Source organism: Mesorhizobium sp. WSM4820 (genome assembly GCF_055811075.1).
In genome coordinates this window covers 1-14,159 of the sequence record NZ_JBVVQN010000024.1, presented here as the reverse complement: position 1 = coordinate 14,159, position 14,159 = coordinate 1, and the positions used below count along the sequence as shown (strand labels likewise).

Annotated in this window: 14 protein-coding genes and 1 riboswitch; of the genes, 3 read left to right on the top strand and 11 right to left on the bottom strand. The window is 63.1% G+C overall.

Going from position 1 to position 14,159, the window contains the following annotated elements; all coding sequences use genetic code 11:
* Positions 1 to 53 precede the first annotated feature (53 nt).
* The 5 genes from fixJ to AC0L2R_RS28865 all read right to left on the bottom strand — a co-directional run bounded on the left by fixJ (position 54) and on the right by AC0L2R_RS28865 (position 4,378).
* A complete protein-coding gene (gene fixJ, locus AC0L2R_RS28885) occupies positions 54 to 671 on the bottom strand; it encodes a response regulator FixJ (RefSeq protein WP_473512925.1) in 618 nt (205 codons plus the stop codon).
* On the bottom strand, positions 661 to 2,220 hold the full coding sequence (locus AC0L2R_RS28880; protein WP_473512924.1) for a PAS domain-containing sensor histidine kinase: 1,560 nt from the start codon (positions 2,218 to 2,220) through the stop codon (positions 661 to 663). Before AC0L2R_RS28880 ends, fixJ begins: the two co-directional genes overlap by 11 nt.
* 224 nt (positions 2,221 to 2,444) lie before the next feature.
* Complete coding sequence (locus AC0L2R_RS28875) at positions 2,445 to 2,909, bottom strand: group III truncated hemoglobin (protein WP_473512923.1); 465 nt, start codon at positions 2,907 to 2,909, stop codon at positions 2,445 to 2,447.
* A 53-nt stretch (positions 2,910 to 2,962) separates the two neighbouring features.
* Positions 2,963 to 3,127 carry a hypothetical protein gene (locus AC0L2R_RS28870; RefSeq protein WP_473512922.1) on the bottom strand — a complete coding sequence of 55 codons (165 nt, stop codon included), beginning with the start codon at positions 3,125 to 3,127 and terminating at the stop codon, positions 2,963 to 2,965.
* A 51-nt stretch (positions 3,128 to 3,178) separates the two neighbouring features.
* Positions 3,179 to 4,378, bottom strand: coding sequence for a hypothetical protein (locus AC0L2R_RS28865; protein ID WP_473512921.1), 1,200 nt, complete (start codon positions 4,376 to 4,378; stop codon positions 3,179 to 3,181).
* Positions 4,379 to 4,657: 279 nt separating this feature from the next.
* On the opposite strand from AC0L2R_RS28865, the gene AC0L2R_RS28860 reads away from it, so the two are divergent.
* Positions 4,658 to 5,143 (top strand): CAP domain-containing protein, encoded by a 486-nt coding sequence (locus tag AC0L2R_RS28860; protein WP_473513026.1) that lies wholly within the window; start codon positions 4,658 to 4,660, stop codon positions 5,141 to 5,143.
* Between the two features lie 69 nt (positions 5,144 to 5,212).
* On the opposite strand, the gene AC0L2R_RS28855 is transcribed toward AC0L2R_RS28860, so the two are convergent.
* From AC0L2R_RS28855 to AC0L2R_RS28835, 5 genes are all read right to left on the bottom strand, one after another.
* The gene (locus AC0L2R_RS28855) at positions 5,213 to 5,932 is read right to left on the bottom strand and encodes a putative bifunctional diguanylate cyclase/phosphodiesterase (protein ID WP_473513024.1); all 720 of its coding nucleotides are present in this window, start codon (positions 5,930 to 5,932) and stop codon (positions 5,213 to 5,215) included.
* Positions 5,872 to 7,899 (bottom strand): diguanylate cyclase domain-containing protein, encoded by a 2,028-nt coding sequence (locus AC0L2R_RS28850; RefSeq protein ID WP_473512920.1) that lies wholly within the window; start codon positions 7,897 to 7,899, stop codon positions 5,872 to 5,874. Before AC0L2R_RS28850 ends, AC0L2R_RS28855 begins: the two co-directional genes overlap by 61 nt.
* Positions 7,900 to 8,359: 460 nt before the next feature.
* Complete coding sequence (locus tag AC0L2R_RS28845; protein WP_473512919.1) at positions 8,360 to 9,376, bottom strand: FecCD family ABC transporter permease; 1,017 nt, start codon at positions 9,374 to 9,376, stop codon at positions 8,360 to 8,362.
* A gap of 29 nt (positions 9,377 to 9,405) precedes the next feature.
* The gene (locus tag AC0L2R_RS28840) at positions 9,406 to 10,353 is read right to left on the bottom strand and encodes an ABC transporter substrate-binding protein (RefSeq protein ID WP_473512918.1); all 948 of its coding nucleotides are present in this window, start codon (positions 10,351 to 10,353) and stop codon (positions 9,406 to 9,408) included.
* Positions 10,350 to 11,162: an ABC transporter ATP-binding protein gene (locus AC0L2R_RS28835; protein ID WP_473512917.1), complete on the bottom strand. Its 813-nt coding sequence runs from the start codon at positions 11,160 to 11,162 to the stop codon at positions 10,350 to 10,352. Before AC0L2R_RS28835 ends, AC0L2R_RS28840 begins: the two co-directional genes overlap by 4 nt.
* 87 nt (positions 11,163 to 11,249) lie before the next feature.
* A riboswitch (cobalamin riboswitch) is annotated at positions 11,250 to 11,450 on the bottom strand.
* 265 nt (positions 11,451 to 11,715) lie between these two features.
* Between AC0L2R_RS28835 and AC0L2R_RS28830 the strand changes: the two genes are divergently transcribed.
* Complete coding sequence (locus tag AC0L2R_RS28830) at positions 11,716 to 12,549, top strand: AraC family transcriptional regulator (protein ID WP_473513022.1); 834 nt, start codon at positions 11,716 to 11,718, stop codon at positions 12,547 to 12,549.
* 173 nt (positions 12,550 to 12,722) lie between these two features.
* Here the strand turns inward: AC0L2R_RS28830 and AC0L2R_RS28825 are convergent, their stop codons facing one another.
* A complete protein-coding gene (locus AC0L2R_RS28825) occupies positions 12,723 to 13,658 on the bottom strand; it encodes a bifunctional helix-turn-helix transcriptional regulator/GNAT family N-acetyltransferase (RefSeq protein ID WP_473512916.1) in 936 nt (311 codons plus the stop codon).
* 250 nt (positions 13,659 to 13,908) lie between these two features.
* Between AC0L2R_RS28825 and AC0L2R_RS28820 the strand changes: the two genes are divergently transcribed.
* The coding region (locus AC0L2R_RS28820; RefSeq protein WP_473512915.1) for a co-chaperone GroES at positions 13,909 to 14,159 on the top strand (251 nt) is incomplete at its 3' end.

Below are 14,159 nucleotides of genomic sequence, written 5' to 3'. Positions count from 1 at the left end.
GGTGCTCTTGCCGAGAGCAAGTGCGGCTATCGGCGGTAGGCCCTACAGTGTGGCTACTGAGCGGAGCGGTCGGCCAACAACGCCAGCCGGACGAGCTCGGACAGGCTCTTCGCCTGCATCTTCGACATGACGTTGGCCCTGTAGATTTCGACCGTTCGCGGGCTGATGCCAAGCTCGTGCGCGATCATCTTGTTCGCCTTGCCGTTGACGAGCAGGTCCAGGACCTGGCGTTCGCGTGCTGTGAGCGATCCTACCCGGCTCGCCGCCTCCCTGACGTGCGCGCCGTCCTGGACGGTCTTCGTCCGGCGGCCCAGCGCGGCGCGGATCGTCGCGACGAGCAGCTCGTCATCGAACGGCTTCTCGATGAAATCGATCGCGCCCTCCTTCATTGCCTCGACTGCCATGGGCACGTCGGCGTGGCCCGTCATCACGATCACGGGGAGAAGCGAGCCACGAGCCTTCAGCCGACGCAGGAATTCGATGCCATCGATCCCCGGCATCCGCACGTCGGTAACGATGCAGCCGGAAGCCGAACTCTCCACGTTTTCCAGGAAGGCCGAGGCGGATTCGTGCAGCCTGACCGCAAGGCCGTCCGAGGCGAGCAGGAATGCCAGCGACTGGCGGACAGCCAGATCGTCATCGACCACATGCACCACGGCTTCAGCCTGCATCGGAAAGCTCCTCTCGTTCCACGGACCGGAGCGTGAAGCGGAACGTGGTTCCCTGCCCTGGGGCGGACTCGGCCCAGATCTTGCCGCCGTGGGATTCGACAATCGTCCTGCAGATCGACAGGCCCACTCCCATGCCGTGCTTCTTGGTCGTCATGAAGGGCTGGAAAAGGCGGTTTTGCACCTCCGGATCGATGCCGGTGCCGCTGTCCTGAACGCTCACCTCAACCAAACCGTTTGCGACCGCTTTCGTTGCGATGACCAGCTCGCTGCGGCCACTCTCGCCCATTGCCTCCATCGCGTTTCGAACCAGGTTGAGGAGAACCTGCTGTATCTGGATGCGGTCGGCCAGGACCAGCGGAGCCTGCGGGTCCAGCCGGAAGCTGACGCGGATGCCCTGTTCCTTGGCGCCGACCAGCGCCAGCGCGCTGGCTTCCTCCACCAGCTTGGGCAGGCTCTCGACGTGGCGCTCGCTTTCGCCTCGGGCGACGAAGTCGCGCAGGTGCCGGATGACCTGGCCTGCCCGCAGCGCCTGGTCCGCCGCCTGGTCGACCGCGTCCCGCAGCATCGGCACTTCACCGCCGTCCATCCGGCCGAGTATCCTGCGGCAGCCCTTCAGGTAGTTCGCGATCGCGGTTAGCGGCTGGTTGATCTCGTGGGCGAGAGTGGACGCCATCTCGCCCAGCGCCGTGAAACGGGACATGTGGACGAGTTCCGACTGGAGTTCCTGCAGGCGGGTTTCGGTCTGCTGGCGTTCGGTCAAGTCGCGGATGAACCCGGTGAAGTAGCGGACGCCGCCGGACCGCATTTCACCCACCGCAAGCTCCATCGGAAAGGTCGACCCGTCTTTACGCTGACCGACGACCACGCGTCCGATGCCAATGATCCTGCGTTCGCCAGTCCTGAGATAGCGGTGCACATAGCTGTCGTGCTCCTCGCGATATGGCGAGGGCATCAGCACCTTGACGTTCTCGCCGACGACCTCTTCGGCGCTGTAGCCGAACAGCCGCTCGGCCGTGGCGCTGAATGACTGCATCCGGGCTTCTTCGTCGATAACGATCATCGCGTCCGGCACCGTCTCCAGGATCGAACGGAGATGCGCCTCGCGCGCATTGTGCGCCGCCTCCGCCGCGATCCGATCGGTGATGTCGCGGATGACCAGCGCGAAGCCGCCTGCCCGGCTCTCCGCCGCAGGCATGTGCGCGATCTGGAAATCGGCGGTGAACGAAGATCCGTCCTTTCGCATGCAGACCCGCTCCACGGCCTGCCGCCGGCTTTCACGCGCCCGATCGAGATCGGCGGCGGGCTTGCCGGAGGCGATATCGTCCTTCGGGTACAAAAACGAGTGACCCAGCTGCAGGACTTCGATCCGCGCCCAGCCCGTGATCCGCTCCGCCCCGACGTTCCAGCTCTTGATCCGCCCCACCTCGTCGAGAACGGCCATCGCGGTGTCGGCGACGAAATCGACCAGGCGCTCCGCGTCGCTGGTTTGGGCAGCTTGGGGAATGGCTTCGTCCGGCATACCGGAATCCGTCTGCTCGCGTTTCTGCATTGGGGCATGGCTCCTTCGAGCAACCAGGGTACGGCCGGGACAGCAGGATCGCCAGTCCTGTAGCTCCCTTCAAGGTCGGCAGCACTGAAGCGCGTCGCGTTCGACCGACCTCACGCGACGCGCTTCAGGTTATTGCTTTATGCATGTCGTAATCGCAAAACCGCTGCACACTTTTGCGCGACATGCATCTAGGTGCACATTGGCAGCCGCGAACGGGTCTCGCCTCAGGCCGTCTTCGGGCGATCCATCTCAGGCCTGTAGAACAGACCGATCTGGAAGCTCTGGGCGATGCGCTCCGCCTTGGCACGGAATGTGGCGCCGACGCGCTCCTCGAAGATTTCGTCGACAGTCTCGCCGAACAGTTCCAGCCATCGCTCGAAAAGCTCGGGCGTGATTCCTTTCACCCGCATATGAACGGCCAGCGGATTGCTCTTGTAGCGCCCCGTCGCCAGCATGAGGGAGGACCAGAAGTCGCACATCGTTGCCAGGTGTGCGCTCCATTGCTCCGGCGCGATGGCCGCCTCGAATACCGGGCCGAGTTCCCCGTCACCGCGTATTTTGGCGTAAAAACAGTGGACGAGGCGCTCGACCGCCTCTTCGGAAACTGCCGCCAGACGGCCGGCGCGGGCCATCGCCAGTGCCTTCACCGGATGTTCGCGGCTTGCGATCGAATTCGTGCGGTCGTCCATGTTTTTATCCAAAACATCTGAAGGCCTGAGCCTGGCTGGTCATAACTGGCTGGTCATAAAATGAGAAGCGCGACACCGAGCGTGACCGTGCCCCAGACCAGCATGTTGATGAAAGACCGGAACAGCCCGCCATCATCTTCGATGCTGATCTCGCACTTCTGCAGTACGAGGGTTCCGGGGTAGAGGAAAAGCTGCAGGAGCAATCTGAGAAAGCTCATCGTCGTTCCTTTCGGGAGAGGGAGGACGACCCAATGGCCGTCCTCCGCGTCTCAATGGCTGTGGGTTGCTGGCTGCACCGCCTTCGCAGTGCCGGGACCGTGCGGATGCTCGGCGCTGTAGGAGTGGGTGGAGGTGTTCCTTGCGGTCGCGTTCGCCTCGATGCCGTAGAATGCGGAGTGGAGACCCCAGTAGCCGGAGGCGACCGCCACGAGCGCCACGGACAGGGCTGCGGGCACGGCGACCATGCGCCGCGTGCGAAGCGGAGCGGTGGTGGCCTGGGCGGCATCCTTGCGGACGGGATCGACGGCGATCAGGACCAGGGCAGCCATGATCATGGCGTGGCCGATGAGGTCGATGCGCCCGAAAGGGTATACCGCAGTCGTGAAGATGACGAGCAGCGAGATCGCCGAGAGGCGCCGCACCAGCGGGCTCCATATCAGCCCGAAGCCGAGCGTGAACTCGGCCACGCCGGCCATCGGGATGAACACGTCGCGCGGCATGCCGAAGGTCAGGAACGGCTTCTCTACGACCAGCGGGTAGAACCACTCCGGATAGGCGAATTTCTCGAGGCTCGACCACATCAAAGCAATGGCCACCCCCCAGAAGAGCACCGCGAACCGCTTTTCGCGCCAGCGCCGGTCGTCCAGGGATGCGAGCAGGAGATAGCCGGCCACGCCGACGCCGAGGGCGAGATAGTCGAGCAGGTGGAAAAAGTCATAATCGCGCAGCGCGATCAACCATAGCGCGATGATGCCGGCGGCCGAAAACGGCATGGTCCGGCGCGAGAAGATGCCCGCGGCGACCGCCAGCTGCGCCCAGGACACCAGTTCGGACGGCGTCTGCAGATCCGGGGTGAGATAGACCCCGCCGACCGCGAAGATGGCGACGAAGAACGCCGCGGTCGCGGCGCGCATGAAATCGTCGGCCCGGAACGCGACAGGGGCGGTCACACGGTCCATTGCAGCAAGGACGTTCTGGCCGAGCGAGCGGCGCTCGATCGCGATTGCGGACAGAAAGAATGCCAAAACCAACGCGATCCCCGTCCAGAACCATGTGTTGGTCAGCGTCGCAGCGATCGGCTGAGGCGAAGCATCGACGATATAGGGCGCGAACCATTTGACGTGCGCCGCCGCCGGGCTGGACGCCGCGACCAGCGCGGCGGCTGCAAGCAGCAGGAGCGGCCATTGAAGGACAGTGCGTTTGAACGGAACGCTTGTCGGTTGGTTCGCTGCGCGGACTTCGGGAGGCATGTCGGATCTCCGGGATGTTGATCGGCGCCCGCTACCGTGGAGGCGGGCATAGTCGGCACAGGTCGGAAGCCAATTGCTATGCGTCCTTGCCTGTCCCGATATTTACGGCCTCAGTCTGCTTCCGGAAATTCAGGTGCTTCGCCTAAGTAATCCTACGTAGGAAGCGAGCGGGATTTCTGAACGCCTGCCCGGCAAAAGCCACTATTGCCGCTATGTCAGGCAGGCATGACGCTCACCGACACCGCCAATCAACCATCCCTAGAACCCCGCCCTGACGAAATGCGCCCGACGCCAAACAGGCGAATGCTGCTTAGAGCTGCCGGCGTTGCCGCACTGGCCGGGCTTGCCGCTTGCGCCACTGTGCTGCCCACCGGCGAAGGCGCCGGGGTCTCCGCCTCCGCCGTCGACACGCTGGCGGGCATCCGCGCCTCAGCCGGCCTCGAACCGCTTGTTCCCGACCGTCAGCTCGAACAGGCAGCCCTGCAGCAGTCCGGCTATATGGCGCGCGGCGGCCGCATGACCCACTCGACCGGCTGGGGCAAGGGATTTGCTTTGCGCGTCAAGGGCAACGGCATTGCCGGTGCTGCCGCCGAAAACATCGCCGAGGGCCGTTTCGATCAGCAGAAACTGTTCGACATCTGGATGCATTCGGCCGGCCACCGCCGCAACATGCTCGACCCGCGCTTCACCCGCTTCGGCCTGGCCTATGTGCGGGACGGCCGCGACAGCTCGCGGCGTTACTGGAGCCTTGTCCTGGGCAAATAGCAACGCGAGCACAGGCCAATCCGCGCTGGCGGCAATGCCGCCTTGGCTGAGGAGATCGTGGTCGACCCGTCAATCCATGGGTTCGCCACTGAGCATTTTCTCGATGTCGGGGGCCGAAACCGGTTCGCTGAAATGATAGCCCTGCATTTCATCGCAGTTGTTCTTGCGCAGGAAGGCCACCTGATCGTCCGTCTCGACGCCCTCGGCAATGACCCTCAGATTCAGATTTTGACCCAATGATATTACGGCGCTGGCGACAGCCTGGTCGTTTTCGTCAGCAGCGATATCGTTGATGAACGACTTGTCGATTTTCAGCCGCGCCACTGGAAAGGTCTTGAGCGCACTGAGGCTGGAGTAGCCTGTTCCGAAATCGTCGATCGAGATCTGAACGCCCAGGTTTTGCAGATGATTCATCGTTGCGACCGCCAGGTCGATATCCTGCATGATCAGGCTTTCGGTCACCTCCAGCTCGAGATATCTGGCCTCCAGACCGCTGACTTTCAGGGCATCGGCGACGCGGCCGATCAGGTTCTTTTCCCTGAATTGCCGCGTCGACACATTCACGCAGACGGTCATCGGCGGCAGGCCGGCATCCTGCCATGCCTTGTTCTGCCGACAGGCCTCGTGCAGGACCCAATCGCCGATCGGCACGATCAGACTTGTCTCCTCGGCCGTCGGAATGAAGGCGGTCGGTGCCAACATGCCCCGCGTCGGATGATTCCAGCGTATTAATGCTTCGACGGCAAAGACGTGGCCCGACCGAAGATCGACTTGCGGCTGGTAGAACAGCGTGAATTCCGAACGGGCCAGGCGTTACGCAAGTCCTCCTGAAGCACGAATTTCTCATGCGCTCTGGTGTTGAATTCGGGAGCGTAGAACTGGAAATTGTCGCGGCCGAATTCCTTGGCGCGATACATGGCCGCATCGGCATTGGCCAGCAGCGTGTCGGGGTTGGTCCCATCCTTGGGGTAGCTGGCGATGCCGATACTGGCCGTCGCCCTCAGCCGATGTGCTCCGAGCTGAACCGGCTCTGCAATCGCCGCCCGAATTGCTTGCAGGGTCTCGGAGATGAGATCGACATTCGTCGGTTGATCGAACAGAACGACGACGAATTCGTCGCCACCAAGCCGCACGACCGTATCGGTCGCCCTGACGCGCTCGACGATACGGCCGGCTACGGTCTTCAACAGCTCGTCCCCGGCATTGTGGCCAAGCGTGTCGTTGACGAGTTTGAAATTGTCCAGATCGATGAACACCACCGTCACCCAGCGATCGTATCGCTGCGCGTAGAGGATCGCCTGCGAAAGCCGGTCCTCGAGCAGAGCGCGATTGGGCAGTCCGGTCAGCACATCATGGTTGGCCATGAAGTGGATCCGATCTTCGGCCAGCTTGCGCTCGATGGCGATCCCGGCAATACGCGTCGTGAAATCGATGAGCCGGGTCTCGGCTGCGGTCGGCTCGCGCACGGTCGTCGAATACATGGCAAAGGCGCCCAGCACAGCGCCCTGGTGCGACAGGATCGGGGTCGACCAGCACGAACGGTAGCCATAGGCCGCCGCCAGGTCGCAGTGATCGTGCCAAAGCGGGTCGTGCATGATATCCGCGACAATGACCGGCTCGCGCCGGTAGGCGGCGGTTCCGCAGGATCCCATTTTGGGGCCGACGGCGATCCCGTCGATGGCGCTCGTATAGGCCTTTGCCAAGCTCGGCGCGGCGCCGTGCCGCAAGTGGCTGCCATCCTTGTCGAGCAACAGGACGGAACCGAATATCCCCGTCAACTGAGACTCGGCGAGGCGCATGAGGCAGTCGAGCACATCTTCGAGCGGGGCGCTCGTCGCGATCATTTCCAGTATCTTCGCCTGCCCATCTCGAAGGGTGTCCGCCTGCTTGCGGGCGGTGATGTCGTGGGCGATGCCGACCAGACCGAAGATATCGTTTTGAACATTGCGCAACGGCACCTTCGTCGACGAAAACCATTTGCCGGCGCCTGACGCATCGACAACGAACTCTTCCTCATCGATCATCGGCTGTCCGCTGCGCAGCACGCCTTGCTCGATGGCGCGAAACTTTTGCGCAAGGTCGGGGGCATGAAGATCGGAATCGGTCAAACCGATCATGTCACTGGTTTTGGCCTTGCCGCTGTCGGAAGCAATGGCCCTGTTGGCGACGACGAAGCGGCTTTCGGTGTCCTTCACCCACAGGTAGTCGGGCACCCAGTCGATCAGCGTTTGCAGCGAGATGCGCTCGTCGACGATCAGGCGATTGGCGGTGAGCTCCGTTATGTCCTCATGCGTGGCCACCCATCCGCCGTCAGGCATCGGCTGATGGCAGATCTGAATTGTCCGGCCGTCGGTGAGATTGGCGGTCCAGTTTCTCAAGGTCGTGCCCGAATTGACCGCCCGGGCGAATGCGAGATAAGCGTCGCTGGCCATCGCGGATGTCCCGGCAGCGATGCGGCGTTCGACGATTTCGCCCAGCGTCCGGCCGGGGCGCAAGTGTTCGGGCGCGATGCGGTAAATTTCCGCATAGCGGCGGTTGCACAGGATCAGCCGTTCAGCGGCGTCGAAAAAGCAGATGCCTTGCGAGATGTTGTCGATCGCCGTCTCGAATCGCAGCGCCTGCTGCTCGAGTGTTGCGATCGTAGCCCTGAGTTCGCGCTCGAGCGTCTCGTACGAGGAGCCCGCCAGTTTCGCCAGCGTGGCATGCTCGGTCGGTTCGGGCGCCTGGGCGGCTTGCCTCGATGGTTTCGTGACCAACCACAGTTCCTCCGGTTCGGCGCCTGGCGCAAAGCAAGGAAAGCTCGCTGCAAGCTAAGCGACCGCATAGTGGTCCAGATATACTAATGGCGTGTGAACCGGGTCGATGCCGACCGGGGCATGGCGCAGTTCTTGCCTTCTCCCCTTGTTGTGGGAGAAGGTGGATCGGCGCGCAGCGCCGAGACGGTTGAGGGGTGCTGTGCTGTCGGTTCCAAGCTGGAGCACCCCTCATCCGGCCGCGGCGCCTGTCCTCGGGCTTGCCGGAGGCAAGACCCGTGGGCGGCCACCTTCTCCCACAAGGGGAGAAGGGGGAGCCAATCTCGTGCAGGCCCATCGCACATGATGGCCGATCCTGCCGGTGAAAATCTTGACAGGCGGTTCGGCGCGCTGCGCCGGTCCAAGAGGTCAGTCCAAAGACTCGGCATTGTGCCAGAAGCCGGCAAGTGTGCATGGCAGCCCATCATGAACGATTGCGAATGAGCATGGTGACCACGAAGAAAGCGCCGACCGAACTGGTGATGATGCCGATCGGCAGTTCCTGCGGCGGCAGCAGCGTGCGCGCCAGAAGGTCGCTTGCCAGCAGCAGCACCGCTCCGAAGAGGGCGCAGCTTGCAATCAGGCGCAGATGCAACGGGCCGGCCAGGGGCCGGGACAGATGCGGGATCATCAGCCCGACGAAACCGATGACACCTGCGACCGAGACCAGGATCGCCGTCGAGAAGGCAGCGACGAGAAACGCCGTCCTGCGCATCCGCACAACCGGCACCCCAAGACTTTCGGCAGCATTCTCGCCGGCCAGGAAGGCGTCGAGCTTGCGATGGTTCCACAGGCCATAAGCAAGAATGGTGCCCGCGCCAAGAGCAGCCAGCCCGACATTGTCCCATCGCGCCAGGCCGAGCCCGCCCATCGTCCAGAACAATACCGAGTTAGCGGCGCGCTGGTCTCCGGCGAAGACGAGATAGTTGGTCAGGGCGATGAACATGAACGAGACGGCAAGCCCGGCCAGTATCAGCCGTTCGGGGCCTTGCCCCCTCACCCGCGAAACCAGCAAAAGCACGATGCCGGCGGCCAATATGCCGCCGGTGAAGGCGGCAACCGGCAACGTCCAGATGCCGAACCGGTCGCCAAAAATGGTGATGACGGAAACAGCACCCGCCGCCGCACCGGAGGAAAGGCCGAACAGGAACGGATCGGCGAGGTCGTTTCGGGTTACCGTCTGCAGCAGCGCGCCGATGACGCCCAGCCCGGCGCCGACACAGATCGCCATGATGGTGCGCGGCAGCCTGAGATCGACGACAATCTTGGCAACTGGGATCTTGGCGACCGGGATATTGCCGACTGAGCCGGGCACGAGGTCTCCATCCAGCCCGGCCGCATGTCCGAGCGCAGCAACCACGTCGCTCAACGCTATGACTGTCGATCCATAGGCGATCGACAGCAGAGCAAGAGCGGCGATTGCTGCCACTCCTGCTGCCATGGCCAATTCGAACGCCCTGTGGCGCAAGCTCAGAAGGCTTCCGGGTGCATCGCGCTGGCGATCTTGCCGATCGCCTCGATGTTGGCGGGTCCGGGGGTCAATTCGGCATAGCGCAGCGCGACGAAGCGCTCGTTCCTGACCGCATCGGTCTCCTTCATTGCCGGATGGACTTTGAGGAAGTCGAGCAGTTTCCTGTAACCGCCGCCGTCCTGATAGTCGAGCAGGATCAGGAACTGCGGATTGCGGGAAGCGACCGTTTCCCAGTCCGTGTTGCCCCAGCTCGTCTGCATGTCGGCCATGATGTTGTCGCCGCCGGCAGCGGCGATCATGGCGCTGGGGATCGCGAACTTGCCTGATGTGAAGGGTTTGTCTTCGCCGGAGTCGTAGAGAAACACCCGCGTCCGCTCGCGGTCGCCGACCTTTGCCGTGATATCGGCGAGTTGCGCTTTCCAGCCTGAAACAAGTATTTCCGCCTTGGCTTCCTTGCCGAAAATCCTGCCCAGCTTTTCGATGTCGCCGTAGAGCAGGTCCATCGAGGCGGCGGGGCGGTTGTTGTCGAGATGGACGCAGCTTTCCGTCAGCACCAGCGTCTTGATGCCGTGCGGCGCCAGCGTATCTGGCGTTACCTCGCCGCCCGGCTTCATGCCGTAATACCAGCCGGCGAAGAAGAAATCGGGCTCGACCGCTACCAGGTTTTCGAGCGTCGGGTATTTCGGCGCGAGTTCCGGAATCGCGCCCTGCCCGGCCTTGAATTCCGGACCGACCTTGTACCATCCGGTGATGCCGGTCAGACCGACGATCGACGGTTGAAGCCCCAGCGCGAAGGCCATCTCGGCCATGTTCATATCCTGGATGACGGCGCGCTTCGGTGCGGCGTCGAACGTCAGCGGTGTGCCGCAGCTGTCGACTGTTACCGGGAAAGCGAAGGCGGCCTGGGCAAGCAGCAGAGAGGCAAAAGGCAATGCGAGGCGTTTCACGGGTGTTGCTCCTTGGTTAGATCAGAAGAGGCACGGTTCGGGACTTCGAACACCGTGAGTTCGCGGTCTTCGGTGGGATGGCGCAGCCGAAGCACCTCGACGCCGAAAATCTCGCGGATCAACTGCTTGGTCAGCGCCTCGCGCGGACCGGCGAGTGCCTGCAGGCGGGCCTCGTTCATCACCGCGACCCTGGTGGCAAATGGCGTGACCAGCGACAGATCATGCAGCACCGCCACGACGGTCATGCCAAGCTGCGATACAAGTTCGAGGAGTTCGCTGCGGGCGCGCGGATCGAGATGATTGGTCGGTTCATCGAGGAACAGGATTTTCGGCTCCTGGGCGATGGCGCGCGCCAGCTGGGCGCGTTGCCGCTCACCACCCGACAGCGAGCCGATCGTGCGGCCGAGCAGCGGCAGCAGGCCAGTTCTGCGAAGCGCTTCGACGACGATGTCGCGTTGCTCGCTCCTGCGTCGCCAGCCGGCATGCGGGACCCGCCCAAGTCCGACGTAGTCGATCACGGCAAGCCGCGGATCGGGCTGATCGGTCTGGCCGACGACCGCCATGTGCAGCGCCCGCTCGGCGGCCGGAAACGTCTCCAGCCGGCGTCCGGAAAATCTCACATCTCCCGCGCTCGGACGCAGCGTGCCGCATAGCATGCGCAGCAGCGTCGTCTTGCCGGCGCCGTTGGGACCGATGATGGCGAGGCGGTCTCCCGCCGCGACCGAAAGGCTGACCGCACTGACCAGGCGCTGGCCATTCGCCGTGGCGCTCAGTTCACGCGCTTCAAGAAGAGGCTGGCAGGCGTCCAACTTACCGTCACTTTCTCAATGGCGACGGAAGGAAGCTGGACCGGCCGACAAGACCGATGTCCACGTCTCCTCCCGGCACACCCCGTCCGGTCAACTCGTGCGATGGCAGGTCTCCTGGCTCGCGGGTCCTTGCGCCATCCTGCCTTCCCAGCCTTGGCCAGTGGCGTTTCGGATTTTGCTCGCCGCTTACAGTTGCGGGGGCAGCCACGGCCTCGATCCGAAGATCTCACCGTGTTCCCTTTTCACCCCTCGCCTTTCGGCTTGGGGACCATCAGTCAGCCACCCTAGTTTTCCGCCAATCCCAGCGCAATAAATTTCCGGGTTCCGGAGTGCCCCGCGAGCAATGGTCTTGTCAGAACGAGCATACCGAATCTCGTAATGTAATAACATTACTACTTAAAAGACAACGCCTGCTCCCGTCAAGCCCTTCGCCCAACGCCTTCGACTTGCCGACCAGCGTCGCATTGCGCGGTGCGCAATTTCGATCAAACTGCCTCCACCAAGAAGCGATACCATGACCTGGCCGATGCGCAGTCCCACAGCAAGGAGCCATATGAACCCGACCGAGAAAGCGCTGTGGTTCGTCGAAAGCCATCTGCCGGAGGCCCTCTCGCTCGACGATGTCGCCAACAGCAGCGGCGTGTCGCGCTTTCACGTGACGCGGGCTTTCGGTGCGGCGACCGGACGTTCGGTGATGGGCTACCTGCGTTCTCGCCGGCTGACCGAGGCGGCGCGCAGGCTCGCCGCCGGCGCACCGGACATCCTCTCGGTCGCGCTCGACGCCGGCTATGCCTCGCATGAGGCTTTCACCCGTGCCTTCCGCGACCAGTTCGGCACCACGCCGGAACTGGTGCGCGCGCAAGGCTCGCTCAAAAACCTCGATCTCGTGGAGCCGATCCTGATGGACCAATCCTTCCTCACCAATCTCGAGCCGCCGCGTTTCGAAACCAGCCGGCCGTTCCTCATCGCCGGTCTCGGCGAGCGCTACAGCTGCGAAACCAGCGCCGGCATTCCGATGCAGTGGCAAAGGTTCGGCCCCTATGTCGGCAACATTCCAGGCGAGGTCGGCGACATCGCCTATGGCGTCTGCGTCAACGGCGACGATGCAGGCAATTTCGACTATATCGCCGGCGTTGAGGTGTCCGATTTTTCGGACCTGCCGAAGGGGTTTTCGCGCGTACGCGTGCCGGCGCAGAAATACGCCGTGTTCGCCCATCGCGACCACATCTCGACCATCCGCCGCACGGTCAACACGATCTGGAACAAATGGCTGCCGGCCTCCGGGCACAAGATTGCCGACGCGCCCGAATTCGAGCGCTACGGCCCCGAATTCGATCCGCGCAGCGGCAATGGCGGGCTGGAAATCTGGATACCGGTCAAAGGGTGAGAATGGCCGCCTTGTCTTGCCTTCTCCCCTTGTGGGAGAAGGTGGCCTCGCGAAGCGAGGTCGGATGAGGGGTGCTCCAGCTTGGCACTAACAGCACTCCGGCCAACACCCCTCATCCGTCTCGGCGCTGCGCGCCGATCCACCTTCTCCCACAAGGGGAGAAGGGAAAAATGCTACAGCTCCAGGTTCCAGTTCTGGCCGACCAGATCCTTGCCGAAGGCGTGGTGGCGTTCCTGATTGGCCAGCTTGAACCCGGCCGCCTCGTAGATGCGGCGCGCTGAGGTGAGCACGTCGTTGGTCCACAGCGTCAATTTCTTGTAGCCCTTGGCACGGGCAAAGCCGATGCATTCCTCGACCAGCCGACTGCCGATGCCGAGACCGCGCGCCGAGGGCTCGACATAGAGCAGGCGCAGCTTCGCCACCGCGTCCGACTGGCGCACGAGAAAGACCGAGCCGACGACTTCCCCTTCCCGCTCGGCGATCCAGCTGCGTTCCCATTTCGGATCGTAGGATTTGACGAAAGCGCCGAGGATTTCGGCGACCAGCGCCTCATAAGTTTCGTCCCAGCCATATTCCTGCGCATAGAGCAGGCCTTGGCGATGGATGATCCAGCCGATGTCGCCGACCTGCAAAGACCGCAGCATGTAAGGGACCCTGGGCTCTGCACTCTCGCCCAGCAGGCGCTGCACCGTCTGCATCGCCTTGACCAGCCTGTCCTGTTCCGGTGCGGAAAGCCGGTCGAGCAGGGCCGCGACCTGATCGTGCGAACCCTGGTTCAGCGGCGCGAACGCCGCTCTTCCCGCCGGCGTCAGCGCAATCGACGAGCGCCGAGCATCGGCTTGCGTAGCGGCGCGCTCGACCAGGCCACGCTCCTCGAACTTTTTCAGCAACCGGCTGAGATAGCCGGGGTCGAGACCGAGATCGCGCGCAAGATCGGTGGCGGTCAGGCCATCGCGATGCGCCAGTTCATAGAGCACCCGGGCCTCGGTCAGCGAGAAGGCGCTTTTCAGCAGCCCTTCGTCGAGCAACCCGATCTGGCGGGTGTAGAAGCGGTTAAAGCCCCGCACTGCATCGATCCGCTCCCTGCCGGGTTGATGATGAATCGTCATGGCATCCTCCTGCCCGCACAAGATCAACCATTTAGTTGACTTAGTCAATTATCAGTTCGAAGCAGGCTGCGGCTGGCGATCAGCTCACTCAGCGCCTTGACTCTCGCCAGCCACCGGATTATCTCAACGCCACGTTAGCACTCGCCATTGGTGAGTGCTAAGCGTAGGTCCGGCGCCGCCGGGCTTATAGGTTTGTCCGGCGCCGCCGGACGGAGGAACTATTCTCACCATTCTCACCGAGGAATAAAAAATGGCAAAGTCGAAGTTCCGCCCGCTTCATGACCGCGTGGTCGTACGCCGGGTTGAATCCGAATCCAAGACTGCCGGCGGGATCATCATTCCCGACACGGCGAAGGAAAAGCCGCAGGAAGGCGAGATCATCGCCGTTGGTTCCGGCGCCCGCGACGAAGCCGGCAAGCTCGTCCCGCTGGACGTCAAGGCCGGCGATCGCATCCTGTTCGGCAAGTGGTCGGGCACCGAAGTCAAGCTCAATGGCGAAGA

What these genes read in the sequence shown, in the direction of transcription:
- AC0L2R_RS28870 (WP_473512922.1), bottom strand. Translation starts at nt 3,127, where the DNA reads ATGAGCTTTCTCAGATTGCTCCTGCAGCTTTTCCTCTACCCCGGAACC.
- AC0L2R_RS28830 (WP_473513022.1), top strand. Translation starts at nt 11,716, where the DNA reads ATGAACCCGACCGAGAAAGCGCTGTGGTTCGTCGAAAGCCATCTGCCG.
- fixJ (WP_473512925.1), bottom strand. Translation starts at nt 671, where the DNA reads ATGCAGGCTGAAGCCGTGGTGCATGTGGTCGATGACGATCTGGCTGTC.
- AC0L2R_RS28845 (WP_473512919.1), bottom strand. Translation starts at nt 9,376, where the DNA reads ATGGCAGCAGGAGTGGCAGCAATCGCCGCTCTTGCTCTGCTGTCGATC.
- AC0L2R_RS28875 (WP_473512923.1), bottom strand. Translation starts at nt 2,909, where the DNA reads ATGGACGACCGCACGAATTCGATCGCAAGCCGCGAACATCCGGTGAAG.
- AC0L2R_RS28825 (WP_473512916.1), bottom strand. Translation starts at nt 13,658, where the DNA reads ATGACGATTCATCATCAACCCGGCAGGGAGCGGATCGATGCAGTGCGG.
- AC0L2R_RS28865 (WP_473512921.1), bottom strand. Translation starts at nt 4,378, where the DNA reads ATGCCTCCCGAAGTCCGCGCAGCGAACCAACCGACAAGCGTTCCGTTC.
- AC0L2R_RS28860 (WP_473513026.1), top strand. Translation starts at nt 4,658, where the DNA reads ATGCGCCCGACGCCAAACAGGCGAATGCTGCTTAGAGCTGCCGGCGTT.
- AC0L2R_RS28880 (WP_473512924.1), bottom strand. Translation starts at nt 2,220, where the DNA reads ATGCAGAAACGCGAGCAGACGGATTCCGGTATGCCGGACGAAGCCATT.